Here is a 19048-nt window from a genome sequence, read left to right as displayed (position 1 = left end):
CGCACCGTGACCTCTACTTTGGCGCAGGACATCCGTGACGCGGCCGCGCTGCTCGCGTCGGCCACCGACGTGACGGTGCTCGGCCACGTCCGCCCCGACGCGGACGCCCTGGGCAGCGCGCTCGCCCTCGGCCGGGCTTTGCACCGGCGCGGCGCCCGTGTCCGCGTCTCCTTCGGCGAGCCCGACGAGGCCCCGGAGACGCTGCGGTGGCTCGACGAGGACGGCCTGCTGACCCACCCCGACGACCTGCCGGACAGCGAGGCGCTGCTGGTCTGCGTCGACACGCCGGTGCCGAAGCGGCTGGGGCGGCTCGCCGGGCGCGTCGAGCTGGCCGGGCAGGTGCTGGTGATCGACCACCACGCGACGAACACGTACTACGGCGGCTGCAACGTGGTCGACGAGAGCGCCGAGGCCAGCGCGATCCTGGTGTTCCGGATCCTGGACGCGATGGGCGTCGAGCTGGACGAGCCCATCGCGCGCGGGATCTACGCGGGGATCGTCACCGACACGAGCGGGTTCCGCCGGGCGAGCCCGGAAACGCACCGGATGGCGGCGCGGCTGCTGGAGGCGGGCGTCGACCCCGAGCTGGTGGTGCGGCGGATCGTCGACGAGCGGCCGTTCTCGTGGCTGCCGATGCTGTCGTCGGTGCTGAGCGAGGCCGAGCTGGAGCCGGAAGCCGCGCAGGGCCGGGGTTTCGTGCACGCGGTGGTCCGCGTCGACGCGGCGCGCACGGTGCGCGGCGAAGAGGTCGAGTCGGTGATCGACGTCGTCCGCTCGGTGCGCGAAGCGGCGGTCGCGGCGGTGCTCAAACAGGACGTGACGAACCCGGCGCAGTGGCAGATCTCGTTGCGCAGCATCGGGATCGACGTCTCGGCGGTGGCCGCCGAGTTCGGCGGCGGCGGGCACCGGCAGGCCGCGGGCTGCACGATTCCGGGCACCGCCGAGGAGGTCCTGGCGGGCCTGCGCGAGGCCTTGGAGCGCGCGCCCCTGCTCTAGGCTGGGCCGGGTGGTGGTGCGGTTCGACGAGGAGTTCCTGAAGGACCCGGTGTGCGCGTACGCGCGGCTGCGCGCGGAAGGCCCGGTGCACCGGGCGGAGGCGCCGGACGGTTCGCCGGTCTGGCTGGTCACCGGCTACGACGACGTCCGCGCGGGCTTGGCCGACCCGCGGCTGTCGCTGGACAAGGCGCACTCGGCCACCGGCTACCGCGGGCTCTCGCTGCCGCCGGCGCTGGACAAGAACCTGCTCAACCTGGACGCGCCCGAGCACACCCGGCTGCGGCGGATCCTCGGCCGCGCGTTCACCCCGCGCCGGGTCGAGGCCCTGCGGCCGGCGGTCGAGGGGATCGCGGCGTCCCTGGCCGACGCGGTCACCGGCGCGGACCTGCTGGCCGAGTTCTGCGTGCCGCTGCCCATCCGGGTGATCTGCGAGCTGCTCGGCGTCCCGCCCGCCGACGTCACGCTGTTCCGCGAGTGGACGGACGCGGTTCTGGTGCCGACCGACGCCGAGCGGGCGCGCTCGGCGATGGGCTCGCTGTACGCGTTCCTGACGTCCCTGGTGGAGGCGAAGCGCGAGTCGCCTTCCTACGACCTGCTGAGCGTCGTCGCGGACTCGCTGAGCGCCGAGGAGATGCTGAGCGCGGCCTTCCTGCTGCTGCTCGCCGGGTACGAGAACGTGGTGCACGTGCTGGGCAACGGCCTGGCGGAGCTGCTGTCGGCCGGGCTCACGTCGTCCACTGTGGACGAGCTGGTCCGGTACGCGTCGCCGCTGCAGCTGGCGATCCGCCGGTTCCCGGTCGTCGACGTCGAGATCGGCGGCACGACCGTGCCGGCGGGGGAGACGGTGATGCTGGCGGTGGCCTCGGCCCACCGCGACGCGTCGGTGTTCCCCGACGCCGACGTCTTCGACCCGTCCCGCGCCGAGAACCCGCACGTCGGGTTCGGGTTCGGGCCGCACTACTGCCTCGGGGCGCCGCTGGCCCGGCTCGAGCTGGAGGTGGGGCTCTCGGCGTTGTTCTCGCGGTACCCGGACATGGCCCTGGCCGTGCCGTACGCGGAGCTGGAGTGGCGGTCGGCGTTCCGGAGCCGGTCGCTGCGGGCCCTGCCCGTGCGCTTCCCGCGGTCCGGAACTGTCGGGGGTGCCGGTTAGAGTCCGGTTCGTGGTGAATGTGGAGGAACGGGAGCGCGTCCCGGCCAAGCGCGTGCTGGGGCTGGCCGTGCCCGCGCTGGGGGTGCTGGCCGCCGAGCCGTTGTACGTGCTGGTCGACACCGCGGTGGTCGGCCACCTCGACGCGCTGTCGCTCGCCGGCCTCGCGCTCGGCGGGGTCGTGCTGGCGCAGGTCTCGGGGCAGCTGACGTTCCTGTCGTACGGCACGACGTCGCGCACCGCGCGGCTCCACGGCGCCGGCCGCCGGGCCGACGCCGTGCGCGAAGGCCTGCAGGCGACGTGGCTGGCCCTGCTGGTCGGGCTGTTCGTGCTGGTCGCCGGGCAGCTGCTGGCCTGGCCGGTCGCGCGGGCGCTGTCGGGCAGCGACGAGATCGCGACCGCGGCCGTGTCGTGGCTGCGGATCGCGTTGTTCGGCGCGCCGCTGATCCTGGTCACCATGGCCGGCAACGGCTGGATGCGCGGGGTGCAGGACGCCGCGAAGCCGTTGCGGTACGTGCTGGCGGGCAACGGCATCTCGGCCGTGCTGTGCCCGGCGCTGGTCTACTGGGCCGGGCTCGGGCTGGAGGGCTCGGCGATCGCGAACGTCGTCGCGCAGGTGATCTCGGCTTCGCTGTTCATCGCCGCGCTGGTGCGCGAGAAGGTCGGGCTGCGGCCGGACTTCAAGGTGATGCGCGCCCAGCTCGGCCTCGGCCGCGACCTGGTGCTGCGCAGCCTGGCGTTCCAGGCGTGCTTCGTCTCGGCGGCGGCCGTCGCGGCCCGGACGTCGACGGAGGCGGTCGGCGCGCACCAGGTGGTGCTGCAGCTGTGGACGTTCCTGGCCCTGGTGCTGGACTCGGTGGCGATCGCCGCGCAGTCCCTGGTCGGCTCGGCCCTGGGGGCCAACTCGGCGCGGCAGGCGCGCGGGGTCGCGGCGCAGATCACCGGGTACGGGCTGCTGCTGGGGTGCTTCCTGTGCGTGCTGTTCGCGGCGCTGTCGTGGGTGCTGCCGCACGCGTTCACGTCCGATCCGGGCGTGCTGGCGGAGATCCCGCACGCGTGGTGGTTCTTCGTGGCCCTCCAGCCGATCGCGGGGGTGGTCTTCGCGCTGGACGGCGTCCTGCTCGGCGCGGGCGACGCGGCCTTCCTCCGCAACGCGACCCTCGGCAGCGCGGCACTCGGCTTCCTGCCGCTGATCTGGGCGTCCCTGGGCTTCGGCTGGGGCCTGACGGGCATCTGGACCGGGCTTTCGCTGTTCATGGTCCTGCGCCTGGCGTTCGTCCTGGCCCGCTGGCGCTCGGGAAACTGGGCCGTGACGGGCGCGATCCGCCCCACCTGACCGTGCGCCAACAGGCATCACGCGTGTCCAGAGAGGCATCACGCGTGATCAGGCGGGCATCACCGTGATGCCTCTCCAATCACACGTGATGCCCGTTCAATCACGTGTGATGCCTCCTCACACACGGGCTTGGCGGACTCGGCGGTCCACCAGACGGCGCAGGACCGGGGCGACGAGCGGGCCGAGGGCGGCGAGCAGGGCCACCGACCGGTCCGGGTAGACGGCGTAGCGCTTCCGCTCCACCGCCCGGACGATCGCCGAGGCGACGGCGTCCGGCGGCATCGGGCGGATCGTGCCGCTGATCGCGGCCGTCTCCCGCGGCTTCCAGCGGTTCTCCTCCGCCAGCTGTGGCGTGTCGACGTCCGGCGGGTACACGCACGCGACGTGCACCCCGGCCGGGTTCAGCTCGTCCCGCAACGCCTCCATCAGCCCGCGGACCGCGAACTTCGCCGGCGCGTACGCGGTGTACCCGTAGATCCCGAGCACCGCGGCCGCCGACGAGATCGCGACGATCGAGCCGGCGCCGCGCCGGACCATCGACGGCGCCACGGCCCGGACCGCGTGCAGCGTCCCGAAGTAGTCGACCTCCACCATCCGCCGGAACACCTCGTCGTCCAGCTCCAGGAACTCGCCCGGACGCGCCTGGCCCGCCGACGTCACCAGCACGTCGCACGGCCCCGCGGCCGCCTCCAGCGCCGAGAACGCTTCCGCGACTTCGGCCTGCGAGGAGACGTCGGCCACGGCCGTCCGGACCGCGAACCCGCGTGACTTCAGCGACACCGAGGCCTTCCGCAGCCGCGACTCGTCCCGGGCCACGAGCGAAACCGACGCGCCGCGCGAGGCCAGCGCGGCCGCCGTCGCCAGGCCGATCCCGCTGGACCCGCCCGTGATCACCGCGTGCGCCCCGCGCAGTCCGGTCACGCCACCACCCCCGAACATGAATGAGATTCACATCGAACCATGTGGTGAACGCCACCGGGATAACAGCTATGTTTCGTCGTTGCTTAGGCGCTACAAGTACTAGGGACGGCAGCGTGGGCGTCCTGTGCCCCGAACGCGAAAACCCTGGAGGAACTTGTGCCGCCCGCCACCGGCCGCGCCACCGCCCGGTCCTGGCTCATCTGGCTCGCCGCCGTCACCGTCTACCTTCTCGCGGTCTTCCACCGCACCTCCTTCGGCGTCGCCGGGCTGCAGGCGGCCGAGCGCTTCGGCGTCGGCGCGGCCGCGCTCGGGACGTTCACCGTCCTCCAGGTCGGCGTCTACGCCGCGATGCAGATCCCGACCGGCGTCCTGGTCGACCGCTACGGCCCCCGCCGCGTCCTCACCGTCGCCGTGCTGGTGCTCGGCGCCGGCCAGCTCCTCCTCGGCGTCGCCCACTCCTACGGCCTCGGCCTGCTCGCCCGCGGCGTGCTCGGTCTCGGCGACGCGCTCACCTTCGTCAGCGTGCTGCGCCTGGTCGCGGCCCACTTCCCGGGCCGCCAGTACGCGCTGCTGACGTCGTTCACCGCGGCCGTCGGCTACATCGGCAACCTCGCCGCCACCGTCCCGCTCGCGCTCCTCCTCGACGGCGCGGGCTGGACGCCCACCTTCCTCGCCGTCGGCGCGATCACGGTCCTCTACACCGTCGTCGTGGCCCTGCGCGTGCGCGACGTCCCGGCCGGCGTGCCGGAGCCGGTCCGCGAAGCCGTCCCCCCGCGCCAGCTCGCCCACCAGGTCGCCGAGGCGTGGCGGACGCCCGGCACGCGCCTGGGCTTCTGGGTCCACTTCAGCACGATGTTCGCCCCCAACGCCCTGACCCTGCTGTGGGGCGTCCCGTGGCTGGTGCAGGGCCAGGGGCAGTCGAAGGCCACGGCCAGTGCCCTGCTCACCGTGTTCGTCTTCGGGTCGATGGCCGGCGGACCGCTGCTCGGCGGCGTGATCGGCCGCCACCCTTCGCTGCGGATGCCGCTGGTCGGCGGGTACATCGGCGGCGCCGCGCTGATCTGGGCCGTGCTGCTCGGCTGGCCGGGTCAGGTGCCCGTGCCGGTGCTGGTGCCCGCGTTCGCCTTCCTCGCCCTCGGCGGCCCGGCCTCGATGATCGGGTTCGCGCTCGCCCGCGACTACAACCCGCTCAGCCGCGTCGGCACCGCGACCGGCGTGGTCAACGTCGGCGGTTTCGTGGCGACGACCATCGCCGCGCTCGGCGTCGGCGTGTTCCTGCAGTGGACGGGCGGGAACTTCCGCGTCTCGCTGCTGGCGATCGTCGCGATCCTCGCGCTGGGCACGGTCCGGATGCTCGTGTGGTGGCGCCGCACGCGCGCCCACCTGTTCCTCGCCGAGGCACGCGGCGAGGAGCTGCCGGTGCGGATCACCCGCCGCCGCTGGGACGCCGCCTTACCCGAGACGCCGATCGTCGCGGCCTGAACGGCCTGATCGAACCACGACCGGCGGCCGCTAGGGTTTGCCGCGTGTCGAGCCCCAAACCGCCCCGCCGTCCCGCCCCGCCGCCCGGTCTGCTGATCGTCGACAAGCCTGCCGGCATGACGTCGCACGACGTCGTCGCCCGCGCCCGCCGGATCATGGGCACCCGCAAGGTCGGGCACGCCGGCACGCTCGACCCGATGGCGACCGGCGTGCTGGTGCTCGGCATCGAGCGCGCCACCAAGCTGCTCGGCCACCTGGCGCTCGACCGCAAGACCTACCTGGCCACCCTGAGCCTCGGCAGCAGCACGACGACCGACGACGCCGAGGGCGAGGTCCTCACGACCGCGGACACCAGGGCGACCACGGACGAAGACATCGCGAGCGGCGTCGAAAAGCTGACCGGCGCCATCCAGCAGGTGCCGAGCGCGGTCAGCGCCGTCAAGATCGACGGCAAGCGCGCCTACGCCCGTGTCCGCGCCGGCGAGGACGTCGTCCTCCCGCCGCGCCCGGTCACCGTCTACCGCTTCGACGTGCTCGCCGTCCGGCACGAGGACGACCACGTCGAGGTCGACGCCGTCGTCGAGTGCTCGTCCGGCACCTACGTCCGCGCCCTGGCCCGTGACCTCGGCGCGGACCTCTGCGTCGGCGGCCACCTCAAGGCGCTGCGGCGCACCACGGTCGGCCCGTTCACGCTGGCCAGGGCGCGCACGCTCGACCAGCTCGAGGAGCAGCCCGAGCTGAGCCTGGACCTCGACGCCGCGGTCGCCGCGGCCTTCCCGCGGCGCGACCTCGACGCGGCCACGGCGAAGGCGGTCCGGCACGGCCAGCGCATCCCCGCGGCCGGCCTCGAAGGCACGTACGGCCTCTTCGGACCCGACGGCCGGGTGCTCGCCCTGGCCGCCGACGAACAAGGTGTGTCCCGCGCAGTGGTGGTGTTGCTGCCCGCCTAGGGTGGCCGGTGAGAGACGGGAGTCTGACGTGCTGCGGTGGCGTGGGCTGGGGGACCTCCCCGGCGGCTGGGGCCGGTGTGTGGTCACCATCGGCGTGTTCGACGGGGTCCATCGAGGGCACCAGGAGCTGATCAGCCGGACCGTCGCGGCGGCGGCCGAACGCGGGCTGCCGAGCGTGATGCTGACGTTCGACCCGCACCCGTCGGAGGTGCTGCGCCCGGGCAGCCACCCGGCGCAGCTGACCACGTTGCGGCGCAAGGCGGAAATCGTCGAAAGCCTCGGCGTCGACGTCTTCTGCGTGCTGCCGTTCACCCTGGAGCTGTCCCGGCTGCTGCCCGAGGAGTTCGTGCACGAGGTGCTCGTCGACCGGCTGCACGCGGCCGCCGTCGTCGTCGGCGACAACTTCACCTTCGGCGCCAAGGCGGCGGGTGACGTCGCGATGCTGCGCACCCTCGGCCGCCGGTTCGGCTTCGCCGCGTACGGCGCCGAACTGCAGGGCAAGGAACTGTCCGAACAGGACCAGTCGGCGATCACCTTCTCGAGCACCTACGTCCGCTCGTGCATCGACGCCGGCGACGTGGTCGCCGCCGCCGAGGCGCTCGGCCGCCCGCACCGGCTGGAGGGCATCGTCGTCCGCGGCGACGGCCGCGGCCACGAACTCGGCTACCCGACGGCCAACCTGTCGACGCCGCGCTTCGCCGCCGTCCCGGCCGACGGCGTCTACAGCGCCTGGTTCACCCGCTCGGCCGACCCGAAGCGCCGGCTGCGCGCCGCCGTCTCGGTGGGCACGAACCCAACGTTCTCCGGGCGCGAGCGGACGGTCGAGGCGTTCGTCCTCGACGTCGACGAGGACTTCTACGGCCAGCACGTGGCGATCGACTTCGTGACGCGCCTGCGCGACCAGGTCCGCTTCGCCGACTCGGCCGGGCTGGTCACGCAGATCGACGACGACGTGATCGAGACGAGAAAGGCACTGGAGGTGCCCCCGGACGCCCCGACCGGGGGCGAATAGGGGCAATTCACGTTCACGCACGTGACAGCGATGGCAAGATGCTCACGGACGGTGTGTGCGCAACCGACAAAGGGGGAGCGGAACTGGTGGAGGACCACAAGATCGTCCAGCGGAACATCGCGTTGCAGCGCGAGTGGTACGGGGAGCCGCTCGGCGACCGGGTGCGCCGGCTCGTCGTCGCGTTCGACGTTTCGCAGGCGTTCCTGGCGGAGGTCCTCGGGATCAGCGCCCCCATGCTCAGCCAGGTGATGAGCGGGCGGCGGGCGAAGATCGGCAACCCGGTCGTGCTGGCCAGGATGATCATGCTCGAGCGCAAGATCCTCGTGCCCGAGGTCGCCGCCGGCAACCGCGACGCGATGCTGGCCGCCCTCGAGGACGTCCGCGACTCGCGGCCCACCGTCGGCCGCGACAACATCCCGGTGGTCTCCGAAGACCAGAAGGTGCTCGCCTACCTGCGCGACCTGGCCGAGGACGAAGACCTGGGCGAGGCCGCCAAGCGGCTCGACGACGACTTCCCGGCGCTGGCCGACCTGCTCCGCAGGGCGGGCAACGGCGCCTGATGCCGGTCCTGTTCAGCGCGCTGCTGCCGCCGGACGACGTGGTCGAGGCGGTCGCCGAGGCCCGCGGCGAGCCGGGGGACGGCCTGCGCTGGGAGCCGCCGGAGCGCTGGCACGTCACCCTCGCCTACTACGGATCGGACGACCCGGACACCCGCGCGGCCTGGCTGGCCGGGCGGCTGGCCGGGCGGCCCGCCGTCGACGTCCGGCTGGAAAAGGCCGCGACGTTCCCCGGGGTGCTGTGGTTGACTGTCGCCGGACCGGAGCTGACGCCCCTGGCGATCGCCGCGGGAGCCGGCGCCGAGGACCGGCCGTACCGGGCCCACCTGACGCTCGCGCGGTTCCCCCGGGAAGAACCCGGGCTCGCCGCGCGTTGGACCGAACGGTTCTCGGGTTTCACCAGCCGCAGCTGGTCCGCCGCCGAGGTGGCGTTGATGACCAGCGAGCGGGACCGGGGCGGCGTCCGCTACCGGGTGGCCCGTTCGTTCGGGCTGGACCGCGGCTGACGACACGCGGCTGAAGCCGCTGTTCAGCGGGCTGGTAACCTCAATGATCGGGTCCGGCTGCAGTCCGTGGCGGCCGTGACCGTCTTCCCGGCGTGCATCCGGCGTCCGGGGCCGCACGGCACTGATTATTTCGAGGAGCAACACAAGTGGCGCTGTCCACCGAAGAGAAGAAGTCGATCCTGGCCGAGTACGGCGTGCACGACTCGGACACGGGATCCCCCGAGGCCCAGGTCGCGCTGCTGACCAAGCGGATCGTCGGCCTCACCGAGCACCTCAAGGCTCACAAGCACGACCACCACTCCCGTCGCGGGCTCCTGCTGCTGGTCGGCCGTCGCCGCCGGCTGCTGAACTACGTGATGAAGGTGGACATCGAGCGTTACCGTGCGCTGATCCAGCGCCTCGGCCTGCGCCGATAGCTTTACCCGAGGGGGAGTGACCACGCGGTCGCTCCCCCTCGCCACAAAACGGCGCGAGCGCGCACGAGGGTCCGTCCGCCGGTCCTCGGTAGTGGTTCCCGGGAAGCGTCCCGGGGGCTTCGATCGAAGACCGGCCTCATTCCTCGAGCGTCCTCAGGCGAAACGGGTCCCAGGGTGGGAGACTCGCGCCGTACAGAGGAACCAAAGAGGAGAACTGTCTATGACCGACTCCACCGGAGTCACCGTGCACGAGACCGAAGCCGTGATCGACAACGGCCGGTTCGGCACCCGCACCGTCCGCTTCGAGACGGGCCGCCTGGCCAAGCAGGCCGCCGGCGCCGTGGTCGCGTACCTCGACGAAGAGACCATGCTGCTCTCGGCGACGACCGCGTCGAAGCACCCGAAGGAGCACTTCGACTTCTTCCCGCTGACCGTGGACGTCGAAGAGCGCATGTACGCCGCGGGCCGCATCCCCGGCGCGTTCTTCCGCCGCGAGGGCCGCCCGTCGACCGACGCGATCCTGACCGCCCGCCTGATCGACCGGCCGCTGCGCCCGTCGTTCACCGACGGTCTCCGCAACGAGATCCAGGTCGTCATCACCGTCCAGAGCCTCAACCCGGACGACCCGTACGACGTGCTGGCGATCAACGCCGCGTCGGCCTCCACCCAGATCGCGGGCCTGCCGTTCTCCGGCCCGGTCGGCGGCGTCCGCGTCGCCCTGATCGAGGGCCAGTGGGTCGCGTTCCCGACCTGGTCGCAGCTGGAGAAGGCGACCTTCAACATGGTCGTGGCCGGCCGCATCGTCGGTGACGACGTCGCGATCATGATGGTCGAGGCCGAGGGCACCGAGCACACGCTCGACCTGATCGCCGCCGGCGGCACCGCGCCGGACGAGGCCGCGGTCGCCGCGGGCCTCGAGGCCGCCAAGCCGTTCATCAAGGTCCTGTGCGAGGCGCAGCAGCGCCTGGCCGCCGAGGCCGCCAAGCCGACCGGCGACTTCCCGGTCTACCCGGCCTACCAGCCGGACGTCTACGAGGCCGTCGCGGCGATCGCCACCGACGACCTGGCCCGCGCGCTGCAGATCGCCGGCAAGCAGGACCGCGACCGCGCGACCGACGAGGTCAAGGCCGCCGTCCTGGAGAAGGTCGGCCTGGGCGAGGGCGAGGCCTTCGAGGGCCGTGACAAGGAGATCGGCGGGGCGTTCAAGGCCCTGACGAAGAAGATCATGCGCCAGCGCGTCCTGACGGAGAAGATCCGCATGGACGGCCGTGGCCTCACCGACATCCGGTCGCTCTCGGCCGAGGTCGCCGTGATCCCGCGGGCGCACGGCTCGGCGCTGTTCGAGCGCGGCGAAACCCAGATCCTGGGCGTCACCACGCTGAACATGCTCCGCATGGAGCAGCAGATCGACTCCCTCTCGCCGGAGACGACCAAGCGCTACCTGCACCACTACAACTTCCCGCCCTTCTCCACCGGTGAGACCGGCCGCGTCGGTTCGCCGAAGCGCCGCGAGATCGGCCACGGCATGCTCGCCGAGCGCGCCCTGGTGCCGGTGCTGCCGAAGCGGGACGAGTTCCCGTACGCGATCCGCCAGGTCTCCGAGGCGCTGGGCTCCAACGGCTCGACGTCGATGGGCTCGGTCTGCGCGTCCACGATGGGCCTGTACAACGCCGGCGTGCCGCTGAAGGCGCCGGTCGCGGGCATCGCGATGGGCCTGGTGTCCGACGAGGTCGACGGCGAGACGCGCTACGTCGCGCTGACCGACATCCTCGGCGCCGAGGACGCCCTGGGCGACATGGACTTCAAGGTCGCGGGCACCAAGGACATCATCACCGCGCTGCAGCTGGACACGAAGCTCGACGGCATCCCCTCCGAGGTGCTCGCCGCCGCGCTGAAGCAGGCGAAGGACGCCCGTCTCACCATCCTCGAGGTCATCGCCGAGGCGATCGACGGCCCGGACGAGATGAGCCCGTACGCCCCGCGCGTCACCAGCGTGAAGATCCCGGTGGACAAGATCGGCGAGGTCATCGGCCCGAAGGGCAAGATGATCAACTCGATCACCGAGGAGACCGGCGCCGACATCTCCATCGAGGACGACGGCACGATCTACGTGGGCGCGGCCGACGGCCCGTCGGCGGAGGCGGCGATCGACAAGATCAACGCCATCGCCAACCCGCAGCTGCCCAAGGTCGGCGAGCGCTTCCTCGGCACCGTGGTGAAGACGGCCGCGTTCGGCGCGTTCGTCTCGCTGCTGCCGGGCAAGGACGGCCTGGTGCACATCTCGAAGCTGGGCAACGGCAAGCGGATCGCCAAGGTCGAGGACGTGGTCAACGTGGGCGACAAGCTCCGCGTCGAGATCGCCGACATCGACAACCGCGGCAAGATCAGCCTGATCGTGGTCAAGGAGGACGAAGCCGCTCCGGCCGACGCGCCCAAGGCCGACGCCGAGAAGGCCGACGCCAAGTAAGACCAGCTCCGTCGAAGGCCCTCTCGCCGTTTCCCCGGCGAGGGGGCCTTCACGGCATCGTGAGTAAGGAACCCATGGCACGGCAGGTTTCCGGGCACGAGCAGCCCGTCGGCACCACCCGCACGCTCGAGTCCACTCCGGACGGTGCGGTCGTCAGGCGCAGCGTCCTCCCCGGTGGCCTGCGGGTGATCACCGAGCACGTCCCGGCGTCCCGCTCGGCCACGGTCGGGCTGTGGGTGGGCATCGGCTCCCGCGACGAGCCGGTGGCCGTCGCCGGCGCAGCGCACTACCTCGAGCACCTGCTGTTCAAGGGCACGAAGAACCGCGACGCCACGCAGATCGCCGAGGAGATCGACGCGGTCGGCGGCGAGTTCAACGCCTTCACGGCGAAGGAACACACCTGCTACTACGCGCAGGTGCTCGACGCCGACCTCCCGCTGGCCGTCGACCTGGTCACCGACGTCGTGTTCGAGGCGCTCTGCACCGACCGCGACATGGACATGGAACGCAGCGTCGTCCTCGAAGAGATTTCGATGCGCGACGACGACCCCGAGGACCTCCTGCACGAGACGTTCGTCAGCGCGATCCTCGGCGACCACCCGCTCGGCCGCCCGGTGCTCGGCACCGAGAAGTCGATCATCGGGATGGCGCCCGCGGCGCTGCGGAACTTCTACAAGCGCCGGTACACGCTGCCCCGGATGGTGCTGGCCGTGGCCGGGAACGTCGACCACGGCCAGGTGCTCCGGCTGGTGCGCAGGGCGTTGCGGGACAAGCTGACCGGCACCGCGACCCCGGTCGCGCCGCGCGAGGGCCGGGCGCGGATCAAGACGCTCCCGAAGCTCGCGCTGCACACCGACGACACCGAGCAGGCGCACGTCATGCTCGGCCTGCGGTCGCTGTCGCGCCACGACGAGCGCCGCTTCGCGCTTTCGGTCCTCAACGCCGCGCTCGGCGGGGGCATGTCGTCGCGGCTGTTCCAGGAGATCCGCGAACAGCGCGGGCTCGCCTACCAGGTGTACTCGTCGGTGGCGAGCTACGCCGACACCGGGCACATGGCCGTGTACGCGGGCTGCCAGCCGGAGAAGCTCGGCGACGTCGCCGGCGTCATCCGCGAGATCCTCGACAAGGTCGGCGTCGACGGCCTGACCGAAGCCGAAGTGGCCCGCGCCAAGGGCCAGCTGCGCGGCGGGATCGTGCTCGGGCTGGAGGACACGTCGTCGCGGATGTCGCGGATCGGCAAGAGCGAGCTCAACTACGGCCGCTACCTGAGCGTCGACGAGACGATCGCGCGCATCGACGCCGTCACGACCGAGGACGTGTGTGCGCTCGCTCGCAGTTTGTTCGCACGACCGGGCGGGGTCTCGGCGGCGGCGGTCGTGGGGCCGTACGCTCACGCCGACGACCTTCCTGACGACCTGCACGAGGTGATCGCTTCATGACCATCAACGTCGGTGTGCTCGGCGCGCGCGGCCGGATGGGTGCGACGGTGGTGAACGCCGTCGAAGGTGCTTCGGACCTGAAGCTCGTCGCGGCCTTGGACGCGGGCGACGACTTCGCGGCGCTGGCCGAGGCCGAGGTGGTCGTGGACTTCACCCACCCCGAAGCCGTCATGGACAACCTGAAGTACCTGGTGGAGCACGACATCCACGCGGTCGTCGGCACGACGGGCTTCAGCGAAGACCGGTTGGCGTCACTGCGTTCCCTGCTCGAGCCGAAGCCGTCGCTCGGGGTGCTGATCGCGCCGAACTTCGCGCTGGGCGCGGTTCTCGCGATGCGCTTCGCGGCCCAGGCGGCGAAGTTCTACGCGTCCGCGGAGATCATCGAGCTGCACCACAACCGCAAGGCCGACGCGCCTTCGGGCACCGCCGCGCACACCGCCCGGATGATCGCCGCCGCGCGCGCCGAGGCGGGCGTGGAGCCGGGCCCGGACGCGACGACGGCGGAGCTGGACGGCGCCCGCGGCGCGTCGGTCGAGGACGTCCACGTGCACTCGGTCCGGCTCCCGGGCCTGGTCGCGCACGAGGAGATCCTGTTCGGCGGCGAGGGGGAGACCCTGACCATCCGGCACGACTCGCTCGACCGGACGTCGTTCATGCCGGGCGTGCTGCTCGGCGTGCGCACCGTGGTGACGCGTCCCGGCCTGACGGTCGGCCTGGAAAACGTCCTCGACCTGTGAGGGCCCGCAACGTCGCGCTGCTGATGACGGCGGCGCTGGTCGTCTACCTGGTCCTGCTGGCCGACCGGGCGTTCGCGCTCTTCGGGTCCGGCACGGGGGCCGGGATCGCGCTGGGGATCGGCGTGCTGCTGCTGCCGATCCTCGGCGTGTGGATCATCGTGGTGACCTGGCGCAGCGGCGTGCAGGTCCAGCGGCTCTCCCGGCGGCTCGACGCGGAGGGTGCCCTCCCGGACGTCTCGGACCTGCCGCGCCGCCCTTCGGGCCGGGTGGACCGCGACGCGGCCGACGCGTGGTTCCAGGAGCGCCGCGCGGAGGTCGAAGCCGACCAGGAGAACTGGCGGGTCTGGTACAAGCTCGCGTACGCCTACGACATCGCGGGGGACCGCCGCCGGGCGCGCGAGACGATGAAGAAGGCCGTCGAGCTGGAAGCCGCCGACCACTGACCCCGCGACAACTGCGGTAGGAGCGCACCTCCGCATGCGGGCTCGGGTGGCCGGGGTCAGTGGTGCAGCCAGCCCGCGAACACCGCGGGGGACGCGGCGATCAGGCTGAAGCGGATCCACCGGCCGGCCAGGCCGGCGGTCAGGAACGTCGCGAGCCGCATCCGCACCACGCCGGCCAGCACGCTCGTCGCCATGAACGGCGGCAGGCCCACGAGGGAGCTCACGCCGTACGTCCCGGCCATCCAGTGCGGGTGCCGGTGGCAGCGCTCGCGCAGCCGTTCGAGCCAGGCGCGCACCCGCTTGGTCCGCAGCTGCCAGCGCACGCGCCGCGCCGTCATCGGGCGCTCGCGGTGCAGCCGGTCGTGCAGCGGCTTCGGCAGCTTGATCGTGCCGCGCGCGGCGAGGTAGTAGAGCGACTTCCCGGCGATCTGGCCGACCGCGACGGCCGCGCCGAGCCAGAGCCAGTGCAGCCCGGGCTGGCTCGCGCACAGCCCGATCAGGAACACTTCGGCGTTGATCAGCGGCACGATGGCCGAACCGAACGCGACGCCCAGCGTCAGCAGGATCCAGCTCATCGTGTCACCTCCCGAAATTCGTTCGCGTACTCCAAGTTATCAGTTCGAAATCCCCGCGCACTGGGGTTGACCCCCCTGTTCGGCGGGTGGTCCGCACCAGAAGATCACCTGCCGGACGGCCGGTGGTCACCTCCTGCTGGAACGCTGACGGGGTGGCCGCCGAGCACCTCACCACGCCCGCTGACCGATTCGGCGCCCGGTGCCGGGCGATCGTGCGTGTCCTGCCGCTGGGTTTGTCGCGGATCGTGGCCCCGACGTTTCTGGGCTTCTGCCTCATCAACGGGTTCACGTTCGGCGTCGACTTGGGGCTGCTGACCGTTTTTCACGGTCTGCTCGGCTGGCCGGTGTGGCTTTCGATCACGCTGTCGTACGTCTGCGCGTTCGGCTTGAGCTTCGTGCTGAACCGGACGTTCAACTTCCATTCCCGCGCCGCGGTCGGAATGCAACTCGTGCTTTACATAGGTGCGATTGGTGTCAATTATGCGGCGTTTTTGCTGGGTGTGGGCGCGGGCCTGACGGCATTGGGCGTCGAATACCACCTGTCACGGGTGCTCGCGGGCGCCTGCGAGGGCGTGTTCATGTACTCGGTGCTGCGGTGGGTGGTGTTCCGGGACGCCGGCTCAGGCGAGCGAGAGGTCGAGGGTGCCGGTGAGGCGGACCTCGCGGAGCATGCGCTCGCCGGTGTCGAGGGTGCGGACCGTGCCGTCGGGGTTCCAGCCGGCCCGGCGGTAGAAGCCGAGGGTGGCGTGGTCCCCCTGGGCGACCCAGGCGATGCCGCGCCCGGCACCGTCGGCCCGCAGCCCGGCGGCGGCGGTCGCGAGTAGCCGTCCGGCGTGCCCGCGGCGTCCCCACCGCGGCTCGACGAGCAGGGTGGCGATCAGGCCGGTGCTGTCCGCGTCCTCGGGCAGGCTGCCGTCGGCGGCGGAGACCTCGTCGTCGGGGGCGCGGCCGGCCACGCAGAAGCCGACGGTGAACTCGCCCTCCGTGGCGACGTAGACCTGGGTGGCGGGGAAGTCGATGGTCTCGGTCCAGGTACCGACGAGGTCCGCGGCGTCCAGTTCGGCCAGGGCGGCCTTGCCGAGGAGGTCTTCGTAGGCGGCGTGCCAGGTGTCGCGCTGGATGCGGGCGATCTCCGCGGCGTCGGACAGGTCGGCGGGGCGGACGGCGGCGTCGCTCATGGGCAGAAGTTAGCGCAGCTCCTCCGCTGAGGGCGGTGGTGGGGGCAGGGACGGAACGGTGCGCGGTTTTGTCGGTGGTGGGTGGCACCATGACGGCACCATGCAGACGATCAGCGTCCCGGCGGCCCGGAAGACCTTCCTGGCCGCGCAGGGCTTCAGCGACCCGCGTCCCACCGGTGTGCCTTCACGGCGTCACCTGAAACGCGTGCTTTCGCGTGTCCAGCTGCTGCAGCTGGACTCGGTGAACGTCGCGGTCCGGGCGCACTACATGCCGGTGTTCTCGCGGCTGGGTGCGTACGAGCCCGCGCTGCTCGACTCGGCGGCGTGGGCGCACTCGGCCCGGCAGCCGCGGATGCTGGTGGAGACCTGGGCGCACGAGGCGAGCCTGCTGCCGGTCGAGGACTGGCCGCTGATCCGCTCCGGCGCGAAGCGCGACGGCTGGTGGAAGCACTACGGCCCGCTGATCGAGAAGTCGCCGGGACTGGTCGACGAAATCCTGTCCGTGGTCAAGGAACTGGGCCCGATCGGAGCGGGCGGCATCGAGCGCGAGGTGGAGGCGGACGCGCAGCGGCGCGGGCCGGGCTCGTGGTGGGAGCGCTCGGAGGTCAAGCGCGTCTGCGAGTACCTGTTCGGCATCGGCCAGCTGACCACGGGCACGCGCCGGTCGTTCGAGCGCCTGTACGACCTGACCGAGCGGGTGGTGCCGCCGGAGATCCTGTCCCGCTCGGTGCCGGCGGACGAGGGCGCGCGCGGCCTGATCGAGCGGTCGGCGCGGGCCCTGGGCGTGGCGACGGAGACGGACCTGCGCGACTACTACCGCCTGGGCCCGGCCCCGGCCCGCCGGGCGGTGGCGGAGCTGGTGGAGTCGGGCGTCCTCGAGCCGGTGGCGGTCCACGGCTGGAAGGCGACGGCCTACCGGCACGTCGACGCCCGCACCCCGCGCTCGGTGACCGGCCGCGCGCTGCTGTGCCCGTTCGACCCGCTGATCTGGGAACGCGCCCGCACCGAGCGCCTGTTCGGGTTCAGGTACCGCATCGAGATCTACGTCCCGGAGCCGAAGCGGGTGTACGGCTACTACGTGTTCCCGTTCCTGCTCGACGGGTCCCTGGTGGCCCGCGTCGACCTGAAGTCCGACCGCGCGGCGGGCGTCCTGCGCGTCCAGGGGGCGTTCGCGGAGGACGGCGCGGACCTGGCGAGGGTCCTGCCGGAGCTGGCCGGGGAGCTGAGCCACATGGCGGAGTGGCTGGGCTTGTCGGGCGTGGCCGTGGGTTCCCGCGGCGACCTGGCTGCGGGGTTGAAGAAGCTGGTGCGCTGAGGTTCCCGGCAGCGAGAACGGGTCGTTCCCGGCCCCCACCGGGAACGACCCGTTTCCCCCTTACTCAGCCGGCCGCGCGCGTCACCACGGCGTTGCCGGAGCCCGTGCGGGCGCGGACCTTCAGCTTCACGCCGCTCTCGGGGGCGGTGTCGGCGACGTCCAGCTCGCTGGACACCTTGCCGCCGCTGGAGGTCAGGTCGACCTCCGCCGCGGTGCCGCCGCGGATGCCGATCCGGACTTCGCCCGAGCCGGTGATCAGGTCGAGCGTGCCGGACGCCGCGTCGGCCACCGACAGGTCGCCGCTGCCGGTGCGGGCCATGACCTCGCCCGAAACCGCGCCCAGCCAGACGTCGCCGGTGCCGGTGGCCAGCGTGGCGGAGCCGGCGATCGACGACGCCTCGACGTGGCCGCTGCCGCTGCGCAGCTGCAGCCCGCCCAGCGTGGGCCCGAGCTTGATGGCGCCGCTGCCGGTGCGGATCGTCGCGGAGCCGTCGGCCCGGTCGAGCTTCACCTCGCCGGACCCGGTCAGCAGGTCGACGCGCCCGGCCGAGCCGGTCACCGTGACGTCCGCGGCGCCGGCCCGCACGTCCACGTGCGAGCCCGCCGGCGCGCGCACGGTCACCGACAGCGCGACGTTGCGCAGCTGCCACGCCTTGGGCGCCTGGACGACCAGGCGGTTGCCCAGCTTCTCGATCCGGCTCTGCCGCACGGCCTCGGCGGGGGAGGCCCCCGACGGGTCGACGCCGAGCTGGTCGCCGAAGCGTTCGCCGACCCAGGACAGCAGGCTGTTGACCCCCGCCACCCACGGCTGCTGCTCGCCCTGGTCGTGCCGCAGCTCGACGCGCGCGCCGGAGTCGCCTTCCAGGACGACCTGCACCCGGCCGATCGTCACCCCGAGGTCGAGCTCCAACGGGCCGTCGGCTTCGAACTCGTCGATCCGCACCAGCTCGTCGTTCGGCTGCCCGGACGCCTGCTCTTCGGAAGCCTTCGGCTCTTCGGCCGGTGTGGTCTGGTTCTCGTCGGTCATCTTCGATCCCCTCAGCCCTCGACCCAGCCGTGCAGGTGCGACCCGGACCGGCCGCCCCCCTTGCCCTGGTGCTTCTGGCCCGCACCGAGCGAGCCGTGCCCCAGCGCCCCCTGCACCGCCTGGGAAACGAACGTGTTCAGCGAGACGCCCTGGGCCGCCGCCGCGCGCTCGGCCTGTCCCTTGATCTGCTCGACCAGCCGCAGCGTGATGCGGCTGATGTCACCGCCGTCGATCGGTGGCGGCGGCGTGGTGTCACGTGGTGTCTCGCGCCGCGGCGCCTCTTCGGCGGCTCCGGTGACGACCACGCGGACGTCCCGGCCGTCCAGCCGCACGTCGACCACCTGGCCGGGCAAGGCGGCCGTGACCTCGGCGGCGAGGTCGGAAAGGGCGTTCATCAGCGTCAGGCGGACGGCGGGTTCGATCGCGGAGGACAGCAGCGCGGCCGCCCGCCGGGTGTGCTCGTCCCCGGCGGCAGCCGTGTTCGCGAGGTCCTCGCGAAGGTTGGCGATGTACGGCGTCAAGTCCATGACACCACTATGACGTC

The 19048-nt window shown here is 72.2% G+C and carries 19 protein-coding genes and 1 pseudogene; 15 read left to right on the top strand and 5 right to left on the bottom strand.

The window, feature by feature from the left end; translation table 11 throughout:
• Positions 1-6: 6 nt before the first annotated feature.
• Genes ACYVLJ_RS26685 through ACYVLJ_RS26675 form a run of 3 tightly spaced genes read left to right on the top strand, consistent with a single transcriptional unit; the run spans position 7 to position 3479 of the window.
• Positions 7-996 carry a DHH family phosphoesterase gene (locus tag ACYVLJ_RS26685; RefSeq protein ID WP_460440761.1) on the top strand — a complete coding sequence of 330 codons (990 nt, stop codon included), beginning with the start codon at positions 7-9 and terminating at the stop codon, positions 994-996.
• Positions 997-1006: 10 nt separating this feature from the next.
• Complete coding sequence (locus tag ACYVLJ_RS26680; protein ID WP_460440760.1) at positions 1007-2146, top strand: cytochrome P450 family protein; 1140 nt, start codon at positions 1007-1009, stop codon at positions 2144-2146.
• 13 nt (positions 2147-2159) lie between these two features.
• Positions 2160-3479 carry an MATE family efflux transporter gene (locus ACYVLJ_RS26675; RefSeq protein WP_451984158.1) on the top strand — a complete coding sequence of 440 codons (1320 nt, stop codon included), beginning with the start codon at positions 2160-2162 and terminating at the stop codon, positions 3477-3479.
• Between the two features lie 117 nt (positions 3480-3596).
• On the opposite strand, the gene ACYVLJ_RS26670 is transcribed toward ACYVLJ_RS26675, so the two are convergent.
• Positions 3597-4400 carry an SDR family oxidoreductase gene (locus ACYVLJ_RS26670; RefSeq protein WP_451983965.1) on the bottom strand — a complete coding sequence of 268 codons (804 nt, stop codon included), beginning with the start codon at positions 4398-4400 and terminating at the stop codon, positions 3597-3599.
• A gap of 156 nt (positions 4401-4556) precedes the next feature.
• On the opposite strand from ACYVLJ_RS26670, the gene ACYVLJ_RS26665 reads away from it, so the two are divergent.
• From ACYVLJ_RS26665 to ACYVLJ_RS26620, 10 genes are all read left to right on the top strand, one after another.
• On the top strand, positions 4557-5882 hold the full coding sequence (locus ACYVLJ_RS26665; protein WP_451983963.1) for an MFS transporter: 1326 nt from the start codon (positions 4557-4559) through the stop codon (positions 5880-5882).
• A gap of 44 nt (positions 5883-5926) precedes the next feature.
• Complete coding sequence (gene truB / locus ACYVLJ_RS26660) at positions 5927-6832, top strand: tRNA pseudouridine synthase B (RefSeq protein ID WP_460440759.1); 906 nt, start codon at positions 5927-5929, stop codon at positions 6830-6832.
• 28 nt (positions 6833-6860) lie between these two features.
• Positions 6861-7844: a bifunctional riboflavin kinase/FAD synthetase gene (locus ACYVLJ_RS26655; protein WP_451983959.1), complete on the top strand. Its 984-nt coding sequence runs from the start codon at positions 6861-6863 to the stop codon at positions 7842-7844.
• Between the two features lie 86 nt (positions 7845-7930).
• The gene (locus ACYVLJ_RS26650) at positions 7931-8404 is read left to right on the top strand and encodes an XRE family transcriptional regulator (protein ID WP_451983957.1); all 474 of its coding nucleotides are present in this window, start codon (positions 7931-7933) and stop codon (positions 8402-8404) included.
• Positions 8404-8907, top strand: coding sequence for a 2'-5' RNA ligase family protein (gene thpR / locus ACYVLJ_RS26645; RefSeq protein WP_460440758.1), 504 nt, complete (start codon positions 8404-8406; stop codon positions 8905-8907). The genes ACYVLJ_RS26650 and thpR overlap by 1 nt, the downstream gene beginning before the upstream one ends.
• A 146-nt stretch (positions 8908-9053) precedes the next feature.
• On the top strand, positions 9054-9323 hold the full coding sequence (rpsO, locus tag ACYVLJ_RS26640) for a 30S ribosomal protein S15 (protein WP_003084034.1): 270 nt from the start codon (positions 9054-9056) through the stop codon (positions 9321-9323).
• Between the two features lie 220 nt (positions 9324-9543).
• Positions 9544-11790, top strand: coding sequence for a polyribonucleotide nucleotidyltransferase (locus ACYVLJ_RS26635; protein ID WP_451983953.1), 2247 nt, complete (start codon positions 9544-9546; stop codon positions 11788-11790).
• Positions 11791-11864: 74 nt separating this feature from the next.
• A complete protein-coding gene (locus tag ACYVLJ_RS26630; RefSeq protein WP_460440757.1) occupies positions 11865-13229 on the top strand; it encodes a M16 family metallopeptidase in 1365 nt (454 codons plus the stop codon).
• Positions 13226-13966 carry a 4-hydroxy-tetrahydrodipicolinate reductase gene (dapB, locus tag ACYVLJ_RS26625; protein ID WP_460440756.1) on the top strand — a complete coding sequence of 247 codons (741 nt, stop codon included), beginning with the start codon at positions 13226-13228 and terminating at the stop codon, positions 13964-13966. The genes ACYVLJ_RS26630 and dapB overlap by 4 nt, the downstream gene beginning before the upstream one ends.
• Positions 13963-14409 (top strand): tetratricopeptide repeat protein, encoded by a 447-nt coding sequence (locus tag ACYVLJ_RS26620; protein WP_460440755.1) that lies wholly within the window; start codon positions 13963-13965, stop codon positions 14407-14409. The genes dapB and ACYVLJ_RS26620 overlap by 4 nt, the downstream gene beginning before the upstream one ends.
• Before the next feature lie 56 nt (positions 14410-14465).
• Here ACYVLJ_RS26620 and ACYVLJ_RS26615 read toward each other — a convergent pair whose 3' ends face one another.
• On the bottom strand, positions 14466-14984 hold the full coding sequence (locus tag ACYVLJ_RS26615; RefSeq protein ID WP_451983945.1) for a hypothetical protein: 519 nt from the start codon (positions 14982-14984) through the stop codon (positions 14466-14468).
• An 86-nt stretch (positions 14985-15070) separates the two neighbouring features.
• Here ACYVLJ_RS26615 and ACYVLJ_RS26610 point away from each other — a divergent pair.
• Positions 15071-15532, top strand: a pseudogene (locus ACYVLJ_RS26610) (GtrA family protein); the annotation flags it as partial.
• A gap of 72 nt (positions 15533-15604) precedes the next feature.
• Here the strand turns inward: ACYVLJ_RS26610 and ACYVLJ_RS26605 are convergent.
• Entirely contained in the window at positions 15605-16162 is a 558-nt protein-coding gene (locus ACYVLJ_RS26605) for a GNAT family N-acetyltransferase (protein WP_460440754.1), read from the bottom strand.
• Positions 16163-16262: 100 nt separating this feature from the next.
• On the opposite strand from ACYVLJ_RS26605, the gene ACYVLJ_RS26600 reads away from it, so the two are divergent.
• The gene (locus tag ACYVLJ_RS26600) at positions 16263-17477 is read left to right on the top strand and encodes a winged helix-turn-helix domain-containing protein (RefSeq protein WP_460440753.1); all 1215 of its coding nucleotides are present in this window, start codon (positions 16263-16265) and stop codon (positions 17475-17477) included.
• Positions 17478-17541: 64 nt separating this feature from the next.
• On the opposite strand, the gene ACYVLJ_RS26595 is transcribed toward ACYVLJ_RS26600, so the two are convergent.
• Positions 17542-18504 carry a DUF4097 family beta strand repeat-containing protein gene (locus ACYVLJ_RS26595; RefSeq protein WP_460440752.1) on the bottom strand — a complete coding sequence of 321 codons (963 nt, stop codon included), beginning with the start codon at positions 18502-18504 and terminating at the stop codon, positions 17542-17544.
• Positions 18505-18515: 11 nt separating this feature from the next.
• Positions 18516-19031, bottom strand: a complete 516-nt coding sequence (locus ACYVLJ_RS26590; protein ID WP_451983937.1) for a toxin-antitoxin system HicB family antitoxin — start codon at positions 19029-19031, stop codon at positions 18516-18518.
• Positions 19032-19048: the final 17 nt, after the last annotated feature.

The sequence above is a fragment of the Amycolatopsis stemonae genome (genome assembly GCF_054781455.1).
Note: the sequence above shows the minus strand (reverse complement) of the source record. Positions and strands in the feature narration are given on the sequence as shown.

Excerpts from the sequence above, each read along its gene's own strand:
- dapB (WP_460440756.1), top strand. The coding sequence starts at position 13,226 with ATGACCATCAACGTCGGTGTGCTCGGCGCGCGCGGCCGGATGGGTGCG.
- ACYVLJ_RS26635 (WP_451983953.1), top strand. The coding sequence starts at position 9,544 with ATGACCGACTCCACCGGAGTCACCGTGCACGAGACCGAAGCCGTGATC.
- thpR (WP_460440758.1), top strand. The coding sequence starts at position 8,404 with ATGCCGGTCCTGTTCAGCGCGCTGCTGCCGCCGGACGACGTGGTCGAG.
- ACYVLJ_RS26595 (WP_460440752.1), bottom strand. The coding sequence starts at position 18,504 with ATGACCGACGAGAACCAGACCACACCGGCCGAAGAGCCGAAGGCTTCC.
- ACYVLJ_RS26615 (WP_451983945.1), bottom strand. The coding sequence starts at position 14,984 with ATGAGCTGGATCCTGCTGACGCTGGGCGTCGCGTTCGGTTCGGCCATC.
- ACYVLJ_RS26590 (WP_451983937.1), bottom strand. The coding sequence starts at position 19,031 with ATGGACTTGACGCCGTACATCGCCAACCTTCGCGAGGACCTCGCGAAC.
- ACYVLJ_RS26600 (WP_460440753.1), top strand. The coding sequence starts at position 16,263 with ATGCAGACGATCAGCGTCCCGGCGGCCCGGAAGACCTTCCTGGCCGCG.
- ACYVLJ_RS26605 (WP_460440754.1), bottom strand. The coding sequence starts at position 16,162 with ATGAGCGACGCCGCCGTCCGCCCCGCCGACCTGTCCGACGCCGCGGAG.
- ACYVLJ_RS26630 (WP_460440757.1), top strand. The coding sequence starts at position 11,865 with ATGGCACGGCAGGTTTCCGGGCACGAGCAGCCCGTCGGCACCACCCGC.